Genomic DNA, 24,138 nt, shown 5'->3' with positions numbered 1-24,138 from the left:
AAAAAACTAACTAAACTTCTTAGAGTTTTTTTTGTTTTCAGGACTATACTTGATAAGAGTTTCTCTGAGGATATCCTTATTAATAGGCTTGAGCAGGGCATCCACCATACCGACCTGCTTACACCTCTTTATATCTTGATCAAAGGCATTTGCCGTAACCGCAATAATTGTTGGAGCATCTTGCCCTAGTCTTTCAATAATTTTTTCCGTTGCCGTCAATCCATCCATCTGAGGCATTTGTATATCCATTAGAATTAATGTGTAGGCAGAATTTTGTTTCACTGCGCTTAATGCTTCAAATCCATTTTCTGCAAGGTCAGCTTCATACCCAAATTTTTGAAGCATCATAATGATGAGTCTTTGATTAATTATATTGTCTTCTACCACTAAAATGTTGTGAGGGTAAGACTCAGATAATTTACCGTCTTGATGACTCTTGACGGTACTTGCTTTCAAAGTTTCTTCAGACTCACCTATTTCTAATTTTATTTTAAAAGTAAAAGTAGAACCGACATCTTCGTTGCTCGAAAAGCTCAATGAAGCGCCCATAATGTTCGCGAGTTTTGATGATATTGAGAGTCCTAGCCCAGTTCCACCATACTTTCTTGTTATTGAAGTATCGGCCTGAGAGAACTTAGCGAACAAACTTTCTTCACTTATCTCATCAATTCCAATTCCCGTATCTTTTACATTGATGGTTATCTCACAATACTTTGAATCCAGTTCTTCTACCATTAGCTCAACTTTCACCTCACCTTTGTCAGTAAACTTTATTCCGTTTGACACAAGATTTATAATGATTTGCTTTACTCTAGTAACATCTCCTCGAAACCATATCTTTGATGAGCATAGGTTTTCAAAGTTCAAATCAATACTCTTGCGAGAAGATTCATGTTTAAACAAACTTATAGCATCTTCAATACAGTCCTTAATATTAAAGTTTAAATTTTCAAGTTTGATTTTATTCGACTCTATTTTGCTCAGGTCAAGAATATCATTGAGAATAATCATTAAGCTATCACCTGATTTTTTAATGAGGTCCACCATTTCTTCCTGTTCTGAATCAAGCTCTGTTTCACTTAAGGTTTGAACCATTCCTAGAACTCCGTTCATCGGTGTTCGAATTTCATGACTCATATTGGCCAAGAATTCTGACTTTGCCTTTACGGCTTCTTTCGATTTTTCTAATGCCTCCTCTAGCTTCGCTTCATTCTCTCTTAGCAGGAGGGTCTGTTTATCTGCAATAATCTGTGCTCTTTGATTAGTTGTTTCCAAGTTTCCTATTAAGCTGCCAAATAAAATTGAAATAAAAACACCGGTGAATAAAATCACAAAGATGAGTTTATTATCACTCGAAATAAATGTATTGGCACGAACCCAGCCAACTGTAAAAGTTTGCTGCCCCAACATCAGAGAGGTTTGTTCTTCAAAGTCAGGTAATGTTTTACTTTCATGATCCGTAGTAAAAAGTAATTCTTTGCTCGTTGGTGATTCCCCCTCAAAGACAAAAAAGTGAAATTCCTTAGAGGCATTGATCAAAGCAGAATTAAAGAAGCTTGATGTCACAAATGGTGCATAAACCCACCCTTTAAATTCTTTTCGCCTTTCTTCTACATTTAATGGAGGACTACCTGACTTATACATAGGAACAAAGAGTAAAAAACCTGCCCCTCTTTTAGAGGCTTGCACGAGAGTAATTCTCTTTGAAATAGCTGGAAGACCAGTATCCCTGGCTAAATTAGCTGATGTTCTCCGATTGGATTCAGATCCAATATCCAGTCCTCTTGCCTGTTTATTCACACTTAGTGGCTCAATGAACTTTATAATATAGCTCGATTCTGCATTGCCTTTTGGCGCCTTAACACCCGGAACCTTTTTTATCTTGAAGTCAGCAATATCATCTTTTCGAACCTGTCTGACAAACTTATCTAAGTTTTCATTCTTTACAGGGATAATGACACCAAGACCGTTGACTCCGGGTCTTCTCTTGGTAATTTGTGAGCGATTTAAAAATGCTTTCCACTCTTCAAGTGAAACTTGTTCAGAGGCTGCATATAAACTTGCTCCACCTTCTAGAGCTTCATAATAGTATTCAAAACGTGTATGAATATTCTTTGTTTGATCTTCAATAAGATCATTAAAATGATCACTATTTTTAGTTTGATTACTTCTTAAAAAAGAAAAGGCAACCAATACAGTTAGCGACAAACCTACAATAAGTACAAGGTGCTTCAATTTCATAGCTGCTAAAGTATTAACCATCTTTCCCTAGGTTAGTCGCCACTTTATATTAGCGAGCTTCAGTTTTTATTTTTCAATAGTTTTCGGAATTTTTTCATAAAACATAAAATAAATTGTATTGACCAACAGTTTCCGTCAGCCTTACACCTAAACGAAACAATTATATTCAATTTCTGCTAATTACTTTAATTGAAACGACGATAAGTAAATAACTACAATCTATTATTATGAGGTCAAGATGTCGATTAAGCTATTACTTACAATATTCGTACTAATGAGCAATTTTGCTTTTGGGCAAACAAGTCCAACATTAGAGATATGTATGACCCATGGAGATTGTCAGGATAGAGTACCTGTTGAAGAAGGTGTAAAGTGTTATATTGTAAAAACTGGTACTACACCATCAGGTAAGCAGTCATGTTCGCAGAGATGCTATACATCTAAACTGGGAAGTTATTGTAAACCAATACAAGGTGAAGACTTTGGATATTGTAAGCACGAAAAAGATATTCCAGAACCGACCTTTGATGCCAATGACCCAAATCAATGTGATACAGCGATAGATCTGCCTTTCTAAAAAGTGCACGAACTACACAACTTGAGTAGAGAGTTCTTTAATTTGTCCCTCTACTCATAAATAAATCCAACTTAATGTCCAAGCCAAATATTGAGAAATCGCAATACTTCATCATATACAATATTCACTTCTATAGAGTCTGACTTCTTTGATTTTGCGATGGAAACATTATGAGGAGTAAACTTCTGACTCGGATAAATATGCTTGAGCTTACCACTTAAAATTTGCTCCTGCGCCACTTTCGTTGGCAAGAGTCCAACTCCAAGACCAGAGCTAGTAAGGCTCAAAACTGTTTCAAGATTCATACAGTTGTGAAAAACAGAGAAATTTTTAGTCATCTCCTTCATAGAGTCCTCCTCTAAAGCAGAAGGAAAGTAAATGAGAGATTTAGTGAAAGACTTTTCAAGCTTGTTTGATTGATAAAAGCAAAAATGATCTTCATAGACAACCTTAGACTCTAACTCTCTACTTTTATTTTTTCCCACAAAGACAGCAAAATCAATTTTTCCTTTTCTAAGTTTACTTAGCAAGTCATCACTACGACTAGTGTAGAGACTTATAGAAAGTTTTGGAAAAAGAGAGTTCATATACTTAATAAAGTCTGGAAAAAAATAACGAGAAATACTATCATAAGTTCCAATTGTGATTTCCCCGTTTAGTTCTTCATTACTTTGATTGAGAGAAAACTCTAATTTATCTACAGATCGTAAAATTCGCTTTCCCTCATCGTAAAGTAATTGCCCATCTTTTGTAGTTGTAATTCCTTGACGAGACCGAATAATCAATTGTGTTTCAAGTAGGTCTTCAAGTTGTTTGATGACTTTGGTCAACTGTGGTTGCCCGACACCTATTGCAGCCGATGCTTTTCGAAGGGTACCGTGTTCGACACAGGCCACAAAATAATTGAGTTTTTCAATATGATCGCGAAGACGCATGTGATTCCTTTTTAGAATCACTATATATCCCTTTTGAATTATGCGCAAGTTTATCAGTTTGTTAGTCTTTCAATCAATGATAATTAAACGGGAGAAAAATATGAATCAAACTGCTATCCAAACTATTAATCGACAAGAGCTAGCTTGTCTGACAGAGATTACACTTGAAGGGGAAATCACACAGCTTGGAGAAGTTCGAAACTTTAAATCTCACCCTTATTTAAAGAAGCATATTCCTGAAGATATTTCTATTAGTTGGAGTGCACTAAAGTCAGGAGAATCATTAAAAGAGCACTATCACCCATGCGCCAGCGTCCTAATCATAACTGAAGGCCAAGGACGCAGTACAGGCGATAGCCATGTGGATATTAAGGCAGGAGACGTGGTGTATATCCCAGAGTGGAACTTACACGGCTTTATTGGAAAAGGTGAAAACGGATTTAAAGCGCTTTCAATTCAATTTCAAGAAACTGCAATTTTTGAGTCGGAAGAAAATCCTGAAACCACATACTTTGATCGTGAATCCGTGCCTCTAGAACAGAGACAACTTCAAATTATTGCACGAGATGAGCTTCCTAGCATTCATGAGGCGGTAGTGAACGGCATTCGCCATGACCTTGGAACTTTAAAAAACTTCTCTAGTAATAATCTTTTAAGCAAATTATTTCCAAGCAACTTCTCTTGCGCTTGGGTTAAACTTGAAAATGGTCAAAGTCTTGCGCCTCATCGTCATCAAGAAGATAGTATGATTATTCTTACTGAAGGAGAAGGTAGTTTTGCTGCTGATAAGGATTTCCCTCTAAAAAAAGGTGATATTGTCTTTGTTCCTGAAAGTGCTAATCATGGCTTTAAAACAGAAGCTGATCAATCATTCTGGGCACTATCAGTACAGTTTAATCCTACTGGACTTTATGAAAGTCAAGAATCGCCTAGAGTAAAGTTTCTAAGTAAGTTTGATCAACTTATTCAAAGAAATAATCAGATTGCAGAAGATTTCTTTAGTAATAATCACACATTTAAAATGAATATCGACTCGATTGAAAAGCAAAACATCCTACTCGATTGCCTACAAGTAATGAGCGATCATTTTCAAAGGTTGATGTACCTGAGAGTAGGACTTTGTGATTCAAAAGCTCATGGGAAAGTCTTTATGGAACATTTTCTTGAAGAACTCGGCCATGACAAAAGCCTTGCCAAGGAACGTAAGCGAGAAAAAATCTGGGACCCTATTCTAGAATCAAGTTGTGCTTGGTTTGTGCAAAGAAATTACCTTCTAGACAATAGTGAGCGCATCATCATGGTACAAATGGTTCTTGAGAAATGCGCCCATATATTCTACTCACACTTTGCAAATATTCTGCAAAAAAAGAGTGAGCATATCCACTCCCATATGCATGCCGATGAAGGACATGATGAAATGGGAGTTGAACTCCTTAAGGACGAACCGGACTACAAATACGAGCGCTATTTTGAGTTGCAAAAAGAAAGCTGGTCAATTATGAACCTCTTTATTCATCGTATTGGCGAGCTATTACAATGAGGGGTTTCCCCTCATTTCAAAATACAAACTATATGCTTATAACACCACTATTATCTCTTTCATTTGAAAGATCGTTCTTATTAAACCAACAGGCCGGTTTAGAGATATTGAAATACCCTCTAAGCAATGTATCAACTCGACATTGGTAGCTTGGATATGACCTTAGTGTAGACTCCGAGACTGATAAGTCAGGAGTCTTATAGCTCAAAGCGATACTTTCATTTGATAAGAGAGAAGATAGTACATTCATTAGATCAAGTCCTCCCGTTAAAACTCCTTCGCAAGTGTCTCGGTCCTTATCCTGCGAACAAATCATAGAAACCTCTTCGGAGACATTCTGCAAAGTAGGTAATTGTAATGCAGGAAGTAGCTCTTTTAGACAATCATTTGAGCTATAATAATCGGCTCCACCTTCAACAGTATTATTAAAGTCTCCAAAGTAAGGAGCTCCACCAAGAGCATGTCCTAACTCGTGACAAAGTGCCACTGCAAACCCTCTTGAACTTAGAGATGTTAAATTAACTAATCCACCATAAATACTGATCGTCACACTACTTCCAAGAACTAAAGTATGAGCATTCACGATGGGCTTATCCCAATAGGTATCAAGGCTTAAATCTATTTGATGGGCCTTAGCCTTTTCGACAAATAATTCTTCAGCAATACTCGTTATTCTAAAGAATTCATTCATTGAAATAACACTATTACCGATCGATTCCTGAGAATTGCTTTCAAATATTTCCACTTCATTTACACCACATGAAAGTACTGAAAGATTTGCAATAGAGTAAATAAGTATTGAGCATATGAGTTTATTCATCGTTCACCTTTATATAATTTATAAATAGCAAATATCATAAATAAAGAATTTTTAACTAAATTATCACTTAGTCTAAATTATTTACATTAAGCAAGATCGAGAAGCCTACTAACCGACTGTTTTCCAAAGTCTCTCCTTACAACAAGTCGCCCCTCTAGGGCATGATTTAGCAGTATTTAACTTTCAAAAGGAATTAAGTATCTTGAAGAAGCAAAGAATGAGAGAGGACCGCTTAATAAGTTCTTAAAGATATACAAAGAAGATTTAGGAATTAAGAAGTGTAGCTACTGTGAAAAAGAAGCGAATACAATTGATCACGTCTACCCTTGGAAATATGCTAAAAGAGATGAGTTCTGGAATATGCTCCCATCTTGCAAGAGCTGTAACTCTAAAAAGAGTGATAAGATCCTTTCAATATCAAAAGAAAAAAAATAGTATTAAAGAAGTTAAGTTCTCATTCCATCTGCTCGGTATCTTGAAAAATATTTTTCGAATCATTTATCTTTATTTTAAAATCTAAATCTAGATTTTTTGAATATTTTCTAAAAATACCATTCGGACTTTTTAGATAAAGAGGTTTGTTTAACATTCCTGAACTATATAGGTTAAAAACAAATCACTTAAATACCTATAATATTGGGCAGCAGTTAATCAAGGTTTCTTAATATAAAAACATTATATATGTAGATTCCAATAAGTTATCTAAACCGTTTAAAACATATCTAGTTCTTCCTTTATAATTCTTCAATATACATAACAAAGGAAAATGTCGTGGGTGATTATAAATTTGAAATTAAATCAAATGGGCAAAGAATGATTGGATGCATTCACTCTCCTGTCCTACTTAGAACTAAGAAGTATGAATTCATTTTTGGGCTAGTTTACTTAACTATTCCAGTCTTTCTTATCACCAAGCTTGGATACGACCTATATCGAGGAAACCTAAATCAAAATAACCCATATCCATTCTCTTTAACTGGACTGGCATCACTATACCTTATGACAGGCCTTATCGAGTTCATTTTCAGATATTTTACAAATCGTTATCACATTAAATCCACTTATAAAATAACTCATTCATTTGTAAAAACAGTAAACCATTTTATCAATAAAACTTTTTTCATGAAGCTTTCAACTTTTAGAAATCATCCAAAGTGGGATATTATTTTTTTCAGAACATCTTATGCAATCATTACACACTCCGTTCTTTTCTGTTTACTAAATTTTAGTCTATTCTTTGGTGGATATGAAAATCTAGACTACTTGGGGGAAGAGCTTAAGGCAGAATATGTTTCAGTATTTGATAACAGTAAACTCAATACAGAAATAGTCTTAGTCAAGGAAAATAAGAGTAATGTAAATCGATCAATAGCAACAAGTATTAATACTAGAATAAATACAATACGTATCAAAAAAGAAATCATTGAGACTAAAGCTGCGAGACTACTAGCTCTTATGACGGGTATCGTTGGATTCATTGGATTAATGTCATGGCAATTATACACTAGAAAAGGTAGCCAATATAAAGGATGCCTAGATAGCTATAATGATATAATTAAAGATATATCAAATGATAAAGTGAGCAGAAATAGTATTGAGCTTCGATCGGTAAGTCTCTGTATAGACCTTCTACATGTGGACCTTTGGGCACATAAAAGCTTCAGCGAGCTCTTCACAACACATACGATGAAAGCATTTAATAGATTATACGAAGATGACTCCAGGGATGAGAAATTAATATCATTAGGTCTTGTGAGTGATGAAAATGCTCCGATGCTGCGAGAAGAAAACACAAAACTAATACTACAGTCTGACTTCTACAAAAGACTTAATGATGGAAAAGTATGCGTTGATCAAGTTGGTAGCTTATTTGACTATTACTACCAAGACTTAGTAGAGAACCTTCATGCAGCATAAGAAGGTTAAATTAAAAAAAAGCCTTGAATAAGTATCATACTCTCCTTGTTTCAACGAGACTTCTCTACGTAGCTCACTACTTTGGTCATTACAAAGTAACTACGACTGCCGTGATTTCATGTGATTTAGAGTGATAAAGAAGATGACCGAGAAGAAACTCTCTTGATAACTGTTTAATTTTACTGGAATAAAAAAAGCTCCTCAAAGGGAGCTTTTTTAGTAATCATTTGGTGGAGGTGGTGAAGGGTAGCTTATCTATTTGATTTAATTCATATTCAGAAGTGCAGCACACTACAAAGTACTACATTTTTTTCATTTCCTTCTTTTATCTATGTTTCTTTTAATTTTACCAAGAGCATCTTTCGTTTTTGCTTCATAATTTAATTTTTCAATTACAATTTCTAGTAATGAGCTAGCCTCTTCAGCTATGTCTAAGCACTCATCATCTGTCTTTGAATGAAGGTTTTCACTTACTGTACTAAATAATAGTTTTAAAAGGTTTTCTCCTTCAGGTTTTAAAATCGTGGGCATTGCCTCATATATAGTATCAGCCTTTTCATCAAAGTTATGAAGACTCTTTACTGACTCAATCTCTTTTATATATTCCTCTTTTTGTTCTTCAGGTACATAGTCTTTAATTTCCTCTAACAAGTCCTTAACCTTATCTTCTACAACTCTACGATAATAAGCCATAGATGCGATTCCTAGTCCGTTCGCTTCGCACATTTTTCCTTTTTTATACAATGATGATAACTCAACTCCCAATTTATCTTCTATCCCTTTTGAAAGATTAATGCCTAAACCAGGCTCTTGCCCTGACTTATACATAACTTTATTATCGAAAGATATTTGAAAGTGATAAAAGTCGTTAGAACAAAGTTGGCACTTATATGTAAACTTTAGAGTTTGTCCCTCTGTTTCTTTGATATTTGATTGCGTTCCTCCCCCTCTCGTTTTTACTCGAGGAGTTAAAGTAACTTGAGATAAGTCTTGTTGATAAGTATGAGTCGTCTCTTTACCACAATCCTTACAAATTAGCTGTAATGGCTTAAAATTGAAATTATTAAAACTAGCAGGTACATGAGTTTTAACTTTTTTATACAAAGGAGCTGTTTCCAAAAATATTTTAAAGTTCTCAAACACTTCTTCTAAATGTTTCTTTAATTGTTCATGTGCTTCATTTTTTGGGATTGTAGGCATAAGTATTCCTTATTCTGACTTCTGTAGGTTAAAGCTTACCTGGTACCGATAAAACTCTATATTATTTGTTACTGACAACGCTCTCTTAATCCTAAGGTCGTCATCTAGTGCAATGATAATACCTCTCACTGATTGTCCCTCATCTGCCAATTCTTCCATTACATAACCCATATATCTCTGGACTTGACCAACTACTGAATCACTAGCACGGCCTTTTTTAAGTTCAATTACGAGAAGTTCTTTCTTGTCTTTACTGATAGCTAGTATATCTAAAGGTCCAGTATCTGTTTGGAGTTGTTGCCCTATTAACTCCCCTTCTTCTTCAAAAATATCATAATCTTTACCTAACTCAGTTTGAGACCAATTTCGAACAAGGAAGTCCTCTAAGTGTTTCTCCATAACAAAGGTAGTCGGGTCTTCAATCGTTTCATCTGTTGTTATTATCTTTGCGGGGCTATTTCCCTTTAATAACTGTTCAAGTTCAACCTGATACTTTGTTAGGTTACATGTTGTACTAATTGAACCAGACGAATTCTTAAGTTCTTGACTCATATCAGACCGTGAGATTGTCTCTGGGTACCACTTTATATTTCTTCTATGAGGTAATTCCTCATTTTCCTTCCAGAAATATTCTCCAATAACTTCACCTACAAGGTATTGGCCATCACCTTTAGGTGAAAGAACAATATCTCCTTCACTTATACCTTTTGAAACTGTCCAAAGAGCACCACAAGCTAAGCCTGCTGCTACTTTAGACTTATCTGGCCTATTTTTCATAAATACGGGAATATACTTTTTGTTAAAATCTCTCCAATTTTCAGGAAGTTCATTTTTTAGGTCTTGCTCAATTCCAAAATCGGTTCCTATGAAGTTCTCTTTATAGCAAAGTTCAGAAAAGGCACTTCCTCTTCCGAGCATAACTCTAAAATATCTTTTATCGCTCATATATATTCCTTATAAATTACCAAGTGGTAGTTCATTCAATTCATCTTTATACTTGGCCCATCTTGGAAAGTGTTTATCTAATAGTTCAAAAAACCTATTATTATGACTTCTTTCAATTAGATGAATCAACTCATGAGCCACAACATACTCAACACACTCTACAGGCTTCTTGGCCAACTCTAAGCTAAACCAAAGTCTTTTATCTTTCTGATTACAAGACCCCCACTTTGTACTCATTTTCTTAATCTTGTACTCATGTAATTCCACACCAATGATAGACTTCCATTTATCAACAAGCTCATCGAGAACTCTTTTTAGTTCAATACGATAACAAGCCTCCATGACCTTCTGTCTGTCTTCAAGAGTAGAGTTCTTCTTTACATATAAAACAATTTGGCTATGTTTAACGATATACGGAACATCAGAATACGCCTCAATAATATCAAGCTTATATCTTCTACCAAAAAGATAATGAGATTCATTGTAGATAAATTCTCTTGGAGTCTCTCTTTCTTGCTCTAAAAAAGGTTTTCTCTCTTTCTTTATCCACCCTAGCCTTGAGATGCAGTACATTCTAATCATATCTAAATCTATTCTCTCTGGAGCAGATACTGTTACATCTCCATTGGGTGGCATAACACTTAGATGGATATTCTTAATCTTTTTAAATGTTACTTGGACTTCAATTTCTCCAAGCTTGATAATTTCACTCATTAATACTCTTCATTTGCTTTAATAATCCCGAAAACCTTTTCAAGCAATTCATCATCTTGGACAACTTCCCAGATGGCCTTCATTACTTTTTGCTCAGCTGCAACATTTCCCCTCCATTTATGAGGAGCTGTTGATTTCACAGTTGAATCAATTTTAAGTGCAAGTTCTACGTCATTATTTAGATTGTTATATAGGGCAACTTGTCCTTTAGACTTTATTTCACTTGGAACATCGTCCTCACGGCCATCTTCAACAGTACTTGCAATATCTGCTAGTTTTTGTAAATAAGCTTCATAAGTAATTGCATCTTCTTTTCGTTTTTGAACTAGCTCATCAAGAATTTTAGACATCTTTTCATAGAAAGACTGGTCCAAAGCCATATCATCGACTAGTTTCTTTCTTACATTCCTTAGAACTGTAGAAGCTGCATTCGCTCGCTTTTCACCATATTGCTCCAATGCTTCCTTAATCCCTAATTTCTTAATTAGAGTCAAAAGAGACATATCACTGAAAGGAGATATAACTTCTGGCTCCTTAGCCTCGATATAGTTATCCATCAGATGCCTCATATCAGCTTCATAACTCTTCAAGTCAAGAGTCTCACCACTTGCTCTCTTAATTTCGTTTTTGAGTTTTAAGAAGAAATTAACATCATCTTCAATCTCTTTAATTTCTTCTATTGAGTAACCAGCATCTAATAACTCACCCGAAATTGAACTATATGCTCTTGTGAGTGCCGTTACTGCTTTATATAGATATATCCTTCTGACTTCTGTTGCCTTAAGTTCTTTAGGGTCGTCAGGATTACCACAAAAGTATAATTGGTACTCAAGAGCACTTTTGGGAGGCTCGACACCTTCACAGAGAAGCTTTGCTTTCTCAAGAGCCTCATCTAATCGTTTCTTGGCCTTCTCAAGTCTTTCATGAATAGAAGGCCCATCACCACATTCTTCATCGACTTCAGAAGTATAAACCTTAATCGCACCTTTAACGCTATTAAATAGGTCTCTAAAGTCTACGATAAAACCATAGTCTTTATCATCAGTATCAAGTCTATTTACACGACAAATTGCTTGAAATAGCCCATGGTCTTGCATTGATTTATCAATATATAGATAAGAGCAAGATGGTGCATCAAATCCAGTAAGAAGTTTATCTACGACAATAAGAAGCCTCATTTCACTTGGTTTTTCAATGAACTTCTCTTTCATCTCACTTTCATACTTACTGGTCTTCTTACCATCTAGAATCTCAGTGTACTTATTAAATAGATATGTTTTCTCTGTTTCTGTATTTGCTCCAGTATCTTCATTCTTTAAGTCTTTCTTACTTGGTTGATAAGAAGTAATTACGGCACATTTACCTTTTAGTGGCGTTTTCTCAAACTCATCATAATACTTTGTAGCCTCATAGATACTACTAGCAACAAGCATTGCATTTCCACGCCCTGAGCTTAAGCGTTGCTTAACATCAAAATCAAACACAATGTCTTTAACAATTTTCTCATGGCGTGAACGGGAACTGTGAAGCCTTTGCATAGTTGCCCATTTTTGCTTCAAAAGACTTCTTTGATAGTTGTTTAAGTTCTTTGTTTTAACTTCAAAATACTTATCAACTTTATCCTTAGCATATATTTCTTGGTCAACATCCCTAGCTTCATAACAAAGGTCTAAGACAATCTTATCCTCTACTGCCTCGTCAAACTTATAAGTATGTATATAATCACCAAAGATACTTTTTGTAGTGGCTTTATTTTGTTTCAGTAATGGAGTACCTGTGAAGCCAATAAAGGTTGCATCCCCAAGAATGGCCTTCATTACATCATTCAGGCGGCCACTTTGAGTTCTATGGCATTCATCAACAAAGACAAATACATCTCCCTGTACTTTCGGAGGGTTTTTCTTTAATTCTTCAATGAATTTATCGTAATATTCTTTCTCTTTTTTCTTCTCACCTTTTGAAGTTCCAAATTTATGTACTAGAGAACATAATAAGGATGGACTTGGCTGGGATAGCTGGTGCATTAAGTCTTTTCCACTAGAGGTTTTATATATCTTCTTTTCACCGGCCCTTTTGAAAACTTTCTCAATCTGCTCATCAAGCTCAGTTCTATCTGTTATGACAAGAACTCTAGCATTGTGATTATTCCTTAATATCCACTTGGCAAGGAGAACCATGGTAATGGATTTACCACTTCCTTGGGTGTGCCAAATAACCCCACCTTCTTGCTCTCTAACATTCTCTTGAGCTGCCTTAACACCAAAATACTGGTGAGGTCTAGGAAGTTTCTTTGTTCCTCCATCAAACAAAGCAAAATCTCTAATGAACTCGAGGAATCGTTCTTTGTTACACATCTTAAGTAGATACTTATCAAGTCTAAGTCTTGATACATCATCAATATCTTCTTTCCAGCTCAGATAATACTTCTCAGGAGTTCCAATAGCACCATACTTCAGACCTTCTGAATTATTTCCCGCAAAGATGAATTGAATCGTAGAAAAGAAAGATTTGATAAACTTACCATCTTGATTGGTAATACTTTGCCTCACTCCCTCATCAATTGATACACATCCTCTTTTAAGTTCCAAAACACCTAATGCGATACCATTTACATATAAAACGATATCTGGTCTCTTATTCTCTGCTTCAATGAGAGTAACTTCTTCTGCAATAGCAAAATGGTTTGTAAGGGGCTCATTCCAATTAATAATGTGAACTTTCTCAGATGGACTACTGGCATCTTCTTTTATATCCACACCATGAGTAAGAAGTTGATGAAAGGCTTTATTTACTTCATATAAATCATCACCATGAACTTCAGCCAGCTTCTTGAGCTTATCAATAGTTCTCTTAATTAAGTTCTCTGAATATTCACCAGTAGATTCTAGGTATTTACGAAGGTATTCTTCTTCAATATTGCTATTATTAGGTCTATCTTGCCAGTCACCAAGATACTCAAAATCAAGCTCATTCTTAAAAAGCTTAACAACTCTATCCTGAGTTTCTCTTTCCAACTCTCCAATGTCTTTTGTTTCTTCCATGATTATACTAACCTTATCTCTCCAGTAAGGAGTGTTTGCATCATTCCATCTTTGATTTTTTTATATTTCCCAAGTTTTTTTGACAATGTAGCTATCTCCAAATTGGCTTCATCTAGAACTGCACAAATTGCTTTTTGCTCTTCAATTTTTTCTGGCAAGACAATAGGACATTCTAGAACATTTTCCTTTCTTAAATTTGTTTGGCCAGTTCCGCTATCGAAAGATAAATAATAACTATTTCTATTTAAGATATAATACAAAAACTTATCAAAACAACCGCGAGCCCGTATTCCACCAATTCGCTGGTTCAAAGTGTACTTCTCATCACTTTCAACAAAGAAAGTTTTAGCAAGTGCTTTCCCATTCGGTATATCACTCATCACAATTACGACATCACCTTTACTTAATGGCTGAATACAAGTATTCGTATTTTTATAAACACCACCCTCTGTTGATATAAACTTTGAATTTATAAGTTTGTATTTACCCATTTTATCTATAAACTTCTCATGGGCCTGGCCGTTAAAGAATGTACAGAAACTCTTGAGACAATTTATATCCCAATCGATTGGGATATTACCCACATCAGTCTTCTTATATTTCCCATCCCAATTTTTAGTAAACTCAGGAAGACGTCTTTTTCCAGTTAAGAGTTCCTGCATTAGACCTTGTTTGATGTTTTTCTTTTTTTCTAAGATTTTAGTCGTTTTATGTATCAAATTATCAATATTGCTAAACACCGAAACAAATCGTTTTTGCTCATGGATGTCAGGGACTGGAAAGTTAAAGTACACAAAATCTTTTTGATATAAATGTGTAATTGTTGAGCCAGCTGTAATACGGCTAAGGTATGATTTGAAGTATGGACTTTTAAATATTAAATACAAATACTCCTGTGACAAATCTTTTGAAGTGGACCTGATTACGAAAACACCACTATTTAATGTCGCAGGTTTGTTTATTCCTCTAACAATTGCAACCTTACCTATCGTACCATCTTTTGTAACAAGAACATCATTCTCTTTCAGCTGAATATTCTTATCCATAGAGAATCTAGCCTTATCAACATAAGAGCAACTTTTCCAATTTACAAATCCATCCTTGAAATCTGTGCCAGTAACTAAGGTAAATTCTCCTCTTCTTAAATATTCATCTTTCCTGAGTGCTTGCCAACCAATCCTAGCTTTTAATGTAGCAACTGAAGATAATGTAAGCTCCTTCCAATTATTGGCTATTTCCATGAAAACCCCATAGATTCTAAATCCGAAAAAACAGACTTTTCAAGACTACCTACTGATTCAAGCAAGCTTGGCAAAGTTGATTCATACCTCTCAACTAAAGACTGAATACCTTCATCTAGCTCATAACTAACTTTTTCAATTTCACCTTCGAATTGCTCAGATAAAAACTCTAACCATTTCTTTTCGATAACAATAAGCTTAATGTCTCTCTCTGAAAGCTTGGGATATTCTTCTTGAATTCTAGTTTCGAGTGTATTTTCTAGCCCATCTTTTTCTTTCTTAAGTTCATCATAGCGAGATTTCTCAGAGCACAAATCTTCAACTATCTTCAAGTTATCAACTTCTTCACCTGAAACGTCACTCATCTTAGTGAATGATTCACTCATTTCACTTACAATTGCTTTAAACTCTTTGTCTAAATCCTTAATTTCATTATTCTTAGTAATTAGTGAATAGAATAGCTTATCCTTCTTGCTTTTTACCCAACTACCATCTAATTGGGCCTTGCCTGTAACTTCATACTCAGACTTAACAAGCTTTCCGACACTTGAAATAGAGAGAACACCTTTCTTATTTCTAACCTTGTCATCAAGGTAGCCTTCTCCATTCGCATCATTCGAGTCTAGTTCAACAATCTCATCTAACAATTCTTGTTTCTCATTTTTGATTGCTTCTAGTTTATTAGATTTATCTTTAAATAGTGTTGAGAATACAATGAGCTTCACTTCATCAAGCTTAGACTTGAAATACTTTGCTCCCGGAACTTTTCCTTCATCAATATCATCGAAAATTGCTTCATCCCCTGAGTTTTCAGAGATGACTTCAAGCATTTCTTGATTAAGCTTTTCAAGTTCCTCCGATTTTTCATCAACTTGGCTAACTAAATCGCCAAGCTTAACTTTGGCCAGCAACATTGGCGGAATTATTATTCCTTCAATACCATCAATACCTTTCTTCTCTTTTCCTTTATCTGTTTTTAATCTTTTAAACTCCTGGGCCACCTTCCATGAATCTGCTGAAATTGCATAAACATCATCTTGCATTTCTTCTTCCCAATAGGTCATCAGGCTTTGATACACGTTGTATTTATTAATCAAACCTTCTTTAGGAAATGCTTCAAGCAACTCCTCTGAGATTTCGAAGATTAACTCTTTTGGGTGCTCTCCCTCTTTAAACTTCTCAAGCTTTTTCTTAGACTGCTCAATCCATTTTTCAAAAGAAGCATGAGATTTGGATGAAAACTCTTTAAATTCAATATGTTCAAAAATCGTTTGTCTAATCTGATTCTTATCAATTTTTAAATCGTAATAGCCTTCCCTTGCTGACTTCGCAAAGAGTTCTTTCTTGATACCAGGACATTCCTTCCAGAAGTCTTCGAACTGATTAACATCACGAGTAGGAATACCTCCAAGAAGGTGTGCTTCAATATCCTGCTTAATTTCCTCATCAGTTGATTCAATAAACCTAGGTATATTTAAGTTATACTCATTCTCTTCAATTTCTTTGTTTTCTACGAATCTAGAGAAACCTGGAATATCTTCTTTCTTCTGATAGGCATCAACAATCTTATGAATGTCTTTTTCTTGAAGCTTATTCTTGTTACCGTCCTTAACAAATCCCTTTCCGGCATCAATCATAAAGATACCTTCACGCTTGTCTGCATCTTCTTTATCTAAAACGATGATACAAGCGGGAATACCAGTTCCAAAGAAAAGGTTTGCTGGAAGACCAATAATGGCCTTTATATAGCCTCTTTTAACAAGGTTCTCTCTTATATCTTCTTCCGCATTACCTCTAAATAAGACTCCATGAGGAAGAATAACGGCTCCCTTACCTTTTGATTTTAAGGAACGAAGGATATGAAGAAGATAAGCATAATCTCCATTCTTATCTGGAGGACAACCAAAGTCTTGAAATCTTCCATGCTCATCAGAACTTGGAGTTAAACCTGTTGACCAAACTTTATCTGAAAAAGGAGGATTGGCCACAACATAGTCGAATTGTGTTAACTCTCCATTAGTTTTATGTTTTGGGTCTGAAAGAGTGTTTCCATACATAATGTTTTTTAGAGCCACTGCATTTTGATGGAGAACCATATTCATCTTTGCCAGACCAGCTGTAGAAACATCCTTTTCTTGCCCGTACAAAGTTACTTTATTATTGGTTTCAGCTGCTACTTTTAAAAGAAGAGAACCAGAACCACATGTCGGGTCATATACAGTTGTATTGGCCTTAACATTTTTAGGTGTGACACCAATTACTTTTGCAAGAATTCTACTGACTTCTGAAGGTGTATAGAACTGCCCCTTACTCTTACCACTCTGTGTGGCAAAGTGCTTCATTAGGTATTCATAAGCATCACCTAATACATCATCACCATCAGCTTTATTTTTTGAAAAGTCTAAGTCATCACTATGGAAGATATTAACAAGCTCAGTCAGTCTATCAACCATCTCCTTGCCTGTTCCAAGTAACTCAGGATTGTTAAAATCAACTTTAATTAAAATACCACCTAACTCATTTTCTTTATCTATTTTCCCAATAACTTTCTTATTTATTAGGTCGCCAATGTCTGACTTATTTCTAAACTCTAGCATGTCATCAAAGCTTGCACCTTTAGGCACCTTAATCTCAGGAAACTTATCTCCTTTAGCTTTATCAGAAACATACTTAATGAATAACATCGTTAGGACATAGTCTTTATATTGACTAGCATCCATTCCACCTCTTAGAGCATCACAACTTGCCCAAATCCTTTGATATAAATCACTCTTCTTAATTGCCATATATTTTCCCTATTCGACTAATCGTTATTATCTACAGCCCCACCGGACTTGACCCATTCATCTACTTCACTAATTTTGAATTTCCATTGTTTGCCGACTTTGTTTGAAGGAATCTTTCCCTTATCAAGCCAGCGGTAAACGGTCTCTTTAGAAATGCCTAGATGCTCAGCGATTTCCATCACTGACAGCCATCTTTCCGGTTGTTCCATCAACTCGACTCCACATAATTTGAGGTTGTAAGCAGTTAAAATTGTGACAGTGATTATGCCTTATGACAAGCAATGACTACTAGTTAAAAGAATATCTTGAATCTCTTTATCCGACCTTTTAGCTAGAGTTTAGTATCTCTCCTCTACTTTCATAGGGATTATGAAGGAGTAATTCATCTGTAATACCCATAATATCTACCCCAGCCATTCTCATATAATATTGCATAGTCTTCATTTCTTTCCAATATGGTAGACGACTACGAAGAGTATATAAAATCAGGAAAAATTTCTGAAAAAAATCGATGGGAAAGAAAAGCCTAAGTTTGTAATCAGCGAATCAGCTTATTACACCCATCAATTACAAAAATATTCACGAGCACTGATTTCCACTTAGTTCCAATGAGTTACCAAATATCAAAAATTTTATAGATTGTTTCTAAGGGCCCGCAATTAAAAAGATTTTCTACTAGTGGGTGGTGTACCCCACCATGCTGTTATGCATGGTGGAGGTGGCGGGACGGCGGAGGTGCTATTTCTACCAACTCCACCAGATGTAAGTACACATACATAAAATACAATAAAACATAATACTTTTATTAACTTAACAAACTTGGGTTTGTTGCTAGCTATTGTCCACAATATTTGAAATTAGGGAGTAATTTTGCGTCTTGCCACATTTCTGCCACAAAAGACGTGGTGGAGTATGTAAGGTGAATTAACAGGGGTAAAAAAGTACTAGCTCAAAGACCCCTGCCACAAAGTTGCCCCCTCATTCAAGATAAAAATAGTTATGTAGTGACGGGTCCTTAAAAAGTAGCGACCCGCCATATTTTAAATCGACTACTTCTACTTTCTCTTATCTTCTACTTTAAATTTTTCTTTATTATTATTAAGAAAGTTAATAATATTAAATGAATCTAAAAAGTAATTTACCCTATTCGCGGAAAATAAATAGTGAACCTTTTCTCTTAAAAAAGGATAAAGAGTTGCTAACATATTTGGTGCTAAATTAAATTCCTCAACAAAACTCATCTTAGGAATTTCTCCACCTTTAGTTTTAAAGACTCCAATACACTCAACAAGAATCATCTGAGAAACCTTAGAACCTGGAGAAAAATCTTCAGGAGCCAACTGTATTCCCATTTTTAATGAGATACAATCATCTGACTCTATTTCAGCTGAAATGAAATAACTAATTTTAAATTTTACAGGCTCATAGTTCTCAAAATGACCAACAATTCTCGAAAAAAGAATATCATTCAATTTATAACCTATAACAGCTTCACTCATTATGCAGCCTTCGGTTGCTTAAAGTCAGACTCACTAGATTCAACAGAATAGTCATCATATACAGAGTCGACTTGCACGCGAGAGTCTACAGACAAAAATGTTCCCTCAACACTACTGTAACTATATGATAAATAATCAGCGCTAGAGATATCACTCTCCTCTTCATTCACCTGTAACCAAAAGTAGTCACTAGCATCAAATTTAAAATTTTTCTTATGAAGACTTTTTACAAAGTCAAAATTGTCCCTACTTCTTGCAATAAGCCTTAGTAATAAATCATTTGCCTTATTCGGCTCATTATAGCCCTTCTCCCACTTAACGAAGGCCTTCTCATTTAGGCATAACAACTCAGCCAACTCGGTCTTAGTCCCTACAGGGAGCGACTCTCTTAATCTTTTTATTTCTTCTCTTGATAATGGAGTAAACCTTTCTTTTGCAATCCACTTTCCAACTCTCTTGCTTTCCGCAGCTTCAATCCAAGTTTCCTCACAATCTTTACATGACTGAACTAAAACATTTGGCACAACAAGATCATCTCCATTACTAGCTTTATAAGGTGTAGTAAATGACTCTTTTTGACTTACTATCTTTCCACTATTACATATTGGGCATTTCATAATTCCTCTCCCATCTTTATTCTCATTTTTCTTTTCTAAGCTCATGAAAACTTACACTTATTTCTTCCATAGACTCTAGCTCTTCAACAGTGAGTAGTTTTAAAGCAATTATTACTTTAAAATACCGAGCTTCTTGTTCACTTTCATTCATCACAAGAGGCATTTCAAACACCTTATTATGAGACTGATCTAAATGCGTTTCCCAAAGTTGTCTATGTTCATTCAACTGCACCCCTGCCTTTTCAATTAACTCCTCTTCACTTAAGCTAAACTTCATCAAATCAAACAAGGTATCCAGAGAGTTCAAAAGCTTAATATTAGGGCTACACTCATAACCTCCAACTTTTTTAAAATAATCTATAAGCATAGTAATACTATCCTGACAGACTATCTTCTCTGCACCGTGTGAGGGAAGCCATTTTGCAAATAACCAGCCATAAGCTTCATTCATATTATATCCATTCTGGTCAGAATAGTGCAATATTGCACTTTTTACAACATTTTATACAATTTCTGTCAACTATTACCACTCTCTAACTGAGACTTAGCTCATAAGAGACTGATATCTCATTCACACCTGTAAAGTAATTATTAATATAACTAAACAACTTTCGGTCAACCTTCACTTTAATAAAATCAACATATAAACAAAATGCACCTACTCAATACCCGTTATAGTTCAGCTTATTAATGCTATAAGAAATATCCCTCAATGCAGAAGTAACATTTAGACTATTAACATGATTGATTTCATTCTCTCGAAACTTAAGCCAGTTTGCCTCTTTTTCTCTATATTCTTTTCTAATATCGATTTTGGACTGAGCAAGACTTTTTGGGTTACAACTATATATGCCTAAAACAAACTTCCCAGAAGCTGTACTCTCAAGATTTATAACATTCCCTCCACTCTTAACTCCTAAATTACGATAGTGGTTGTGTATGTATTTATAATCATCATGATAAAAAGAATCGCTTATAGATTTAACTATTTTACAATTTACAATAATATGGTCACTACTAAAAAGATAAACAGAATCTGCTCCAGCAACTAACTCTTTATTTTCAAAATTACATTTATAAGTACTCAAATCAATTCTATTTCTCTTATTCTTAGCATTCTGGATAAAATAATTTGCTCCAAGCTTTTCTGCTTTTTTGAAGTATGGAATAATTTCTTTTCTTTTTGTAGATGTCAGCACAGAAATCATTTTTTTTTCCGTTGTAACTTCTTGACAACGATGAGCAGAAGATAAGTGTATAAACTCCTCAAGTGAATGCTGCTTTACTGTAGTTTTTTTGATCAGGCCACACGATGTTATAATAGCAAAAAAAGTAAAAATAGAAATCTTCTTTAAATTCATAAGTATCCTTGATTAATCTACAGAGAATATTATATAACTGATAATCATATTTTTATATGAATAGATATTTTTTCCATTCTAACGCATTCATTGCGAAAGTAATTATTCAGAAAGATACGAAAAACTCCAATCTAAAGAATTCTTGATAGAAGCGGCTGAGGTTGTAAGTTTTATTTAAAAACTAACCTTCTCCTAGCAGAGAAGGTTAATTTTTAAAGCAATATTCCGATAAATTAAAATTGATATACTTATAAAAAGGAATAAACATTGGTAATATTAATACTTATTCTTGTTTCAATTATATTATTTCTATGCCCTACGGTGAATACTATAATTCCTTTTGATAATATAGTTCTACCTCTAAAACTAATGACCCCTTTTATTCTTGGAATGATTCTATTTAGAATCCTCAATTCATTTTTATTTAATAAATATTTAAGTGATAAATTAAGAATAGTTTTAAAGAATGATAGTGCAGGAAGTTTCACTAGTTTTTTCGACACTTTCTGTTGGGCAAATACATGTAATTTTAAAAATAATCCGAGTTCAAACATTATTTTCTTTCGTTCTATTTATATAGTAAGTTTTTTTACTATTATAATTATTATTTCTTCGACCTTAACAATGCTACTTGTCTGTGGAGAGGTTCCTAATTCAAATTCTCTAATTAAAAAGTTAGATTACATTCATTTTATCACTTTTTATTTTGCTTACTTTTCTGCTTTCTCAACTCTGTTCTGGAAAGAGAGGAATAAATTCAAAGAAAAGTGGGAGTACCTGAATAATCTTTACAATGATCTATTAGATGACAATGTACATGTACAAGAAATTAAATTAAATGCTTTATCAATAGACTGTATAGTTATGCTTCAATGGGGACATAGATCACTTCGAGAACTTGTATATATAGAGGTTTTCACAGCGGTTAGTTACTTCTTTACCGACGAAAGTAAAGAATCCATTGCATCAAAGGTTAATACAGCCACCTTCACAGAGAAAGAAATTATATTTCTCTTAGAAAACTATCAAACATATCTCGATCAAAAATCCTCAACACAGAATATAAGTCAAAAACAAACATCAATAAGACATAAAACAATGGTTAACGATTGGTTTAAAATAGCTGAAGTAGAATATATTTCAAAGAATAAATTCCCTAACAGTTAAAAAAATTAAAAAACTTTATTTATATCTTTACCGAAACGAACACTTTTAGAAGGATAATTAAATGATGCTATACAAATATATCACATTTGATAATGAATATTGGTCTGACTCATTATCTGAGGATGCATTATATTTTTCAACTTTAAAAGAAATTTCAAACGTAAATGATAAATCAGAATATATAGTGACATGGAACAGTCTTAGCTACATTTTAAATGTGATGAAAAAAGACTTTCAATCTGCTTACGAAAATCTTTTTAACAATACCAGAACTCTATGTTTATCAAAATCAAAAAATAGTGCCTACTGCTGGTTAGAATTTGCAAACAACAATGGTATTTGCCTAGAGTATGAGTTTAATATTAATAAAAAGTCAGATATAGCTTCTCGTCATGTAGAGTATGTCACATCTAAGAAGCTGAATGTTTTAAACTATATCAGTAACAAATTTTATCAGCCTATCTATGCGAGTAGAAGTAGGCCGCTAGATAAGAAATATCATAACTTTTTTTCTACAATAAAAGAAAAAAAAGAAAAATTTGAAAAAATTCTAATCAAGCATATCACTGATGAAATTGTTTTTAAAAAAAGTAAAAAGTATTGGAAAGAAGATGAGTACCGATTTGTTCATATTGAAAGTAATTTTGCTAATTTTGAAATGGAAACACACTTCAATAAAGGCAAAATAAATCTAGATGCACTTAGCTTAACTTTGACTAAAATTCATACGACATCACCAGAGACTCTTATTGAAAAATTTCCAAACCTGAAAGACATAGTTGTTTTATATACTCCCTAACATTTCTGCGTTTGTAATTTTGCCACATTCCTGCCACAATCAAAAAAGGGAAACCGAAGTTTCCCTTTAATTTTAAATACTTGCTTGTGATTGGTGGAGGTGCCGGTAACACAACCAACGTCTTATAATCATTAAGTTTCGTTAGTCGTGTGTAGCCAAAATAGCCACGGCCCTTAAACTGAATCACTACTCTTTAGTGTAACGCTAGAGCAAAATCATTTTAATATTAATAAAATATTTATACAACTTTTAAATATGCATTAAAAATTGATACAAGCTTGTTTAGAGTTCTTTTTATTCTTTATACATACAATTCTAGAATTAAAATCAATCTGGCTTAACTCAATATCTAATTTACTATTCGATAAGAGCGAGGAATAAATTTTGGAAATGTTATTATCAATTGCAGTCTCTGCTAAATTTATACAATTTAAGACATGAATTGCCTCTTGCATGGCTTTTGAACTTGTTACTGCTGTAGTTATCCCTCCCCCCATAGGGGCTAATATCTTTCCATTTGAAAGTTGAATCATGCTATTAATACCTGATGCACGTAACTGAATAAGCTCGCTTGGAGTCGGATTATGACTTAACCCTAGTGCATTAACAGTGTAAGTTGGGCGTCTGCCACGGATAGTCAGATAACATCTCCTTCATTATTGTCCAGTCATGATTTTTGATCCTAAATATCCCATTTATATTTTCAACGACTACGTCGACATGAGAAAAGGACACAAT

The 24,138-nt window shown here is 34.3% G+C and carries 21 protein-coding genes; 6 read left to right on the top strand and 15 right to left on the bottom strand.

The features are described 5' to 3' along the window. Positions 1-6: 6 nt before the first annotated feature. Positions 7-2,262 (bottom strand): CHASE domain-containing protein, encoded by a 2,256-nt coding sequence (locus CES88_RS15365; protein WP_290736426.1) that lies wholly within the window; start codon positions 2,260-2,262, stop codon positions 7-9. 217 nt (positions 2,263-2,479) lie between these two features. On the opposite strand from CES88_RS15365, the gene CES88_RS15360 reads away from it, so the two are divergent. Continuing rightward, complete coding sequence (locus tag CES88_RS15360; protein WP_290736423.1) at positions 2,480-2,818, top strand: hypothetical protein; 339 nt, start codon at positions 2,480-2,482, stop codon at positions 2,816-2,818. A 71-nt stretch (positions 2,819-2,889) separates the two neighbouring features. Here the strand turns inward: CES88_RS15360 and CES88_RS15355 are convergent, their stop codons facing one another. Next, positions 2,890-3,753 (bottom strand): LysR family transcriptional regulator, encoded by an 864-nt coding sequence (locus CES88_RS15355; protein ID WP_290736420.1) that lies wholly within the window; start codon positions 3,751-3,753, stop codon positions 2,890-2,892. Between the two features lie 100 nt (positions 3,754-3,853). Here CES88_RS15355 and CES88_RS15350 point away from each other — a divergent pair, with 100 nt between their 5' ends. After that, on the top strand, positions 3,854-5,293 hold the full coding sequence (locus CES88_RS15350) for a cupin domain-containing protein (protein WP_290736417.1): 1,440 nt from the start codon (positions 3,854-3,856) through the stop codon (positions 5,291-5,293). 28 nt (positions 5,294-5,321) lie between these two features. Here the strand turns inward: CES88_RS15350 and CES88_RS15345 are convergent, their stop codons facing one another. Further along, the gene (locus tag CES88_RS15345) at positions 5,322-6,113 is read right to left on the bottom strand and encodes a hypothetical protein (RefSeq protein ID WP_290736414.1); all 792 of its coding nucleotides are present in this window, start codon (positions 6,111-6,113) and stop codon (positions 5,322-5,324) included. Between the two features lie 192 nt (positions 6,114-6,305). Between CES88_RS15345 and CES88_RS16680 the strand changes: the two genes are divergently transcribed. Together CES88_RS16680 and CES88_RS15340 are read left to right on the top strand one after the other, a co-directional pair. Then, a complete protein-coding gene (locus CES88_RS16680; protein WP_365993359.1) occupies positions 6,306-6,548 on the top strand; it encodes an HNH endonuclease signature motif containing protein in 243 nt (80 codons plus the stop codon). Between the two features lie 336 nt (positions 6,549-6,884). After that, complete coding sequence (locus CES88_RS15340; protein ID WP_290736411.1) at positions 6,885-8,030, top strand: hypothetical protein; 1,146 nt, start codon at positions 6,885-6,887, stop codon at positions 8,028-8,030. Positions 8,031-8,342: 312 nt separating this feature from the next. Here the strand turns inward: CES88_RS15340 and CES88_RS15335 are convergent, their stop codons facing one another. The 11 genes from CES88_RS15335 to CES88_RS15285 all read right to left on the bottom strand — a co-directional run bounded on the left by CES88_RS15335 (position 8,343) and on the right by CES88_RS15285 (position 21,434). After that, the gene (locus CES88_RS15335; RefSeq protein WP_290736409.1) at positions 8,343-9,230 is read right to left on the bottom strand and encodes a hypothetical protein; all 888 of its coding nucleotides are present in this window, start codon (positions 9,228-9,230) and stop codon (positions 8,343-8,345) included. Between the two features lie 9 nt (positions 9,231-9,239). After that, positions 9,240-10,175, bottom strand: coding sequence for an endonuclease NucS domain-containing protein (locus tag CES88_RS15330; RefSeq protein WP_290736406.1), 936 nt, complete (start codon positions 10,173-10,175; stop codon positions 9,240-9,242). A gap of 9 nt (positions 10,176-10,184) precedes the next feature. Continuing rightward, positions 10,185-10,889, bottom strand: coding sequence for a SprT family zinc-dependent metalloprotease (locus tag CES88_RS15325; RefSeq protein WP_290736403.1), 705 nt, complete (start codon positions 10,887-10,889; stop codon positions 10,185-10,187). Beyond that, entirely contained in the window at positions 10,889-13,930 is a 3,042-nt protein-coding gene (locus CES88_RS15320) for an HsdR family type I site-specific deoxyribonuclease (protein ID WP_290736400.1), read from the bottom strand. The genes CES88_RS15325 and CES88_RS15320 overlap by 1 nt, the downstream gene beginning before the upstream one ends. A gap of 2 nt (positions 13,931-13,932) precedes the next feature. Continuing rightward, entirely contained in the window at positions 13,933-15,171 is a 1,239-nt protein-coding gene (locus CES88_RS15315; protein WP_290736397.1) for a restriction endonuclease subunit S, read from the bottom strand. Then, positions 15,162-17,957 carry a type I restriction-modification system subunit M gene (locus CES88_RS15310; protein ID WP_290736394.1) on the bottom strand — a complete coding sequence of 932 codons (2,796 nt, stop codon included), beginning with the start codon at positions 17,955-17,957 and terminating at the stop codon, positions 15,162-15,164. The genes CES88_RS15315 and CES88_RS15310 overlap by 10 nt, the downstream gene beginning before the upstream one ends. A gap of 17 nt (positions 17,958-17,974) precedes the next feature. Continuing rightward, on the bottom strand, positions 17,975-18,166 hold the full coding sequence (locus CES88_RS15305; protein ID WP_290736391.1) for a helix-turn-helix domain-containing protein: 192 nt from the start codon (positions 18,164-18,166) through the stop codon (positions 17,975-17,977). A gap of 846 nt (positions 18,167-19,012) precedes the next feature. Beyond that, positions 19,013-19,456: a hypothetical protein gene (locus CES88_RS15300; protein WP_290736388.1), complete on the bottom strand. Its 444-nt coding sequence runs from the start codon at positions 19,454-19,456 to the stop codon at positions 19,013-19,015. Then, the gene (locus CES88_RS15295; RefSeq protein WP_290736386.1) at positions 19,456-20,073 is read right to left on the bottom strand and encodes a type II TA system antitoxin MqsA family protein; all 618 of its coding nucleotides are present in this window, start codon (positions 20,071-20,073) and stop codon (positions 19,456-19,458) included. Before CES88_RS15295 ends, CES88_RS15300 begins: the two co-directional genes overlap by 1 nt. A gap of 22 nt (positions 20,074-20,095) precedes the next feature. Next, the gene (locus CES88_RS15290; protein ID WP_290736383.1) at positions 20,096-20,524 is read right to left on the bottom strand and encodes a hypothetical protein; all 429 of its coding nucleotides are present in this window, start codon (positions 20,522-20,524) and stop codon (positions 20,096-20,098) included. Positions 20,525-20,735: 211 nt separating this feature from the next. Then, positions 20,736-21,434 (bottom strand): hypothetical protein, encoded by a 699-nt coding sequence (locus CES88_RS15285; protein WP_290736380.1) that lies wholly within the window; start codon positions 21,432-21,434, stop codon positions 20,736-20,738. 369 nt (positions 21,435-21,803) lie between these two features. On the opposite strand from CES88_RS15285, the gene CES88_RS15280 reads away from it, so the two are divergent. Then, entirely contained in the window at positions 21,804-22,601 is a 798-nt protein-coding gene (locus tag CES88_RS15280; RefSeq protein WP_290736377.1) for a hypothetical protein, read from the top strand. Positions 22,602-22,662: 61 nt separating this feature from the next. Next, entirely contained in the window at positions 22,663-23,400 is a 738-nt protein-coding gene (locus CES88_RS15275) for a hypothetical protein (RefSeq protein ID WP_290736375.1), read from the top strand. Between the two features lie 260 nt (positions 23,401-23,660). On the opposite strand, the gene CES88_RS15270 is transcribed toward CES88_RS15275, so the two are convergent. Beyond that, a complete protein-coding gene (locus CES88_RS15270; RefSeq protein ID WP_290736372.1) occupies positions 23,661-23,933 on the bottom strand; it encodes a hypothetical protein in 273 nt (90 codons plus the stop codon). Positions 23,934-24,138: the final 205 nt, after the last annotated feature.

Origin of the sequence: Halobacteriovorax sp. JY17 (assembly GCF_002753895.1) — a bacterium.
GTDB lineage: Bacteria > Bdellovibrionota > Bacteriovoracia > Bacteriovoracales > Bacteriovoracaceae > Halobacteriovorax.
The sequence above is the reverse complement of the archived record's forward strand: the minus strand, read 5'-3'. Positions and strand labels throughout refer to the sequence as shown.

What these genes read in the sequence shown, in the direction of transcription:
- CES88_RS15365 (WP_290736426.1), bottom strand. Translation starts at nt 2,262, where the DNA reads ATGGTTAATACTTTAGCAGCTATGAAATTGAAGCACCTTGTACTTATT.
- CES88_RS15360 (WP_290736423.1), top strand. Translation starts at nt 2,480, where the DNA reads ATGTCGATTAAGCTATTACTTACAATATTCGTACTAATGAGCAATTTT.
- CES88_RS15355 (WP_290736420.1), bottom strand. Translation starts at nt 3,753, where the DNA reads ATGCGTCTTCGCGATCATATTGAAAAACTCAATTATTTTGTGGCCTGT.
- CES88_RS15350 (WP_290736417.1), top strand. Translation starts at nt 3,854, where the DNA reads ATGAATCAAACTGCTATCCAAACTATTAATCGACAAGAGCTAGCTTGT.
- CES88_RS15345 (WP_290736414.1), bottom strand. Translation starts at nt 6,113, where the DNA reads ATGAATAAACTCATATGCTCAATACTTATTTACTCTATTGCAAATCTT.
- CES88_RS15335 (WP_290736409.1), bottom strand. Translation starts at nt 9,230, where the DNA reads ATGCCTACAATCCCAAAAAATGAAGCACATGAACAATTAAAGAAACAT.
- CES88_RS15330 (WP_290736406.1), bottom strand. Translation starts at nt 10,175, where the DNA reads ATGAGCGATAAAAGATATTTTAGAGTTATGCTCGGAAGAGGAAGTGCC.
- CES88_RS15325 (WP_290736403.1), bottom strand. Translation starts at nt 10,889, where the DNA reads ATGAGTGAAATTATCAAGCTTGGAGAAATTGAAGTCCAAGTAACATTT.
- CES88_RS15320 (WP_290736400.1), bottom strand. Translation starts at nt 13,930, where the DNA reads ATGGAAGAAACAAAAGACATTGGAGAGTTGGAAAGAGAAACTCAGGAT.
- CES88_RS15315 (WP_290736397.1), bottom strand. Translation starts at nt 15,171, where the DNA reads ATGGAAATAGCCAATAATTGGAAGGAGCTTACATTATCTTCAGTTGCT.
- CES88_RS15310 (WP_290736394.1), bottom strand. Translation starts at nt 17,957, where the DNA reads ATGGCAATTAAGAAGAGTGATTTATATCAAAGGATTTGGGCAAGTTGT.
- CES88_RS15305 (WP_290736391.1), bottom strand. Translation starts at nt 18,166, where the DNA reads ATGGAACAACCGGAAAGATGGCTGTCAGTGATGGAAATCGCTGAGCAT.
- CES88_RS15300 (WP_290736388.1), bottom strand. Translation starts at nt 19,456, where the DNA reads ATGAGTGAAGCTGTTATAGGTTATAAATTGAATGATATTCTTTTTTCG.
- CES88_RS15295 (WP_290736386.1), bottom strand. Translation starts at nt 20,073, where the DNA reads ATGAAATGCCCAATATGTAATAGTGGAAAGATAGTAAGTCAAAAAGAG.
- CES88_RS15290 (WP_290736383.1), bottom strand. Translation starts at nt 20,524, where the DNA reads ATGAATGAAGCTTATGGCTGGTTATTTGCAAAATGGCTTCCCTCACAC.
- CES88_RS15285 (WP_290736380.1), bottom strand. Translation starts at nt 21,434, where the DNA reads ATGAATTTAAAGAAGATTTCTATTTTTACTTTTTTTGCTATTATAACA.
- CES88_RS15280 (WP_290736377.1), top strand. Translation starts at nt 21,804, where the DNA reads ATGACCCCTTTTATTCTTGGAATGATTCTATTTAGAATCCTCAATTCA.
- CES88_RS15275 (WP_290736375.1), top strand. Translation starts at nt 22,663, where the DNA reads ATGATGCTATACAAATATATCACATTTGATAATGAATATTGGTCTGAC.
- CES88_RS15270 (WP_290736372.1), bottom strand. Translation starts at nt 23,933, where the DNA reads ATGATTCAACTTTCAAATGGAAAGATATTAGCCCCTATGGGGGGAGGG.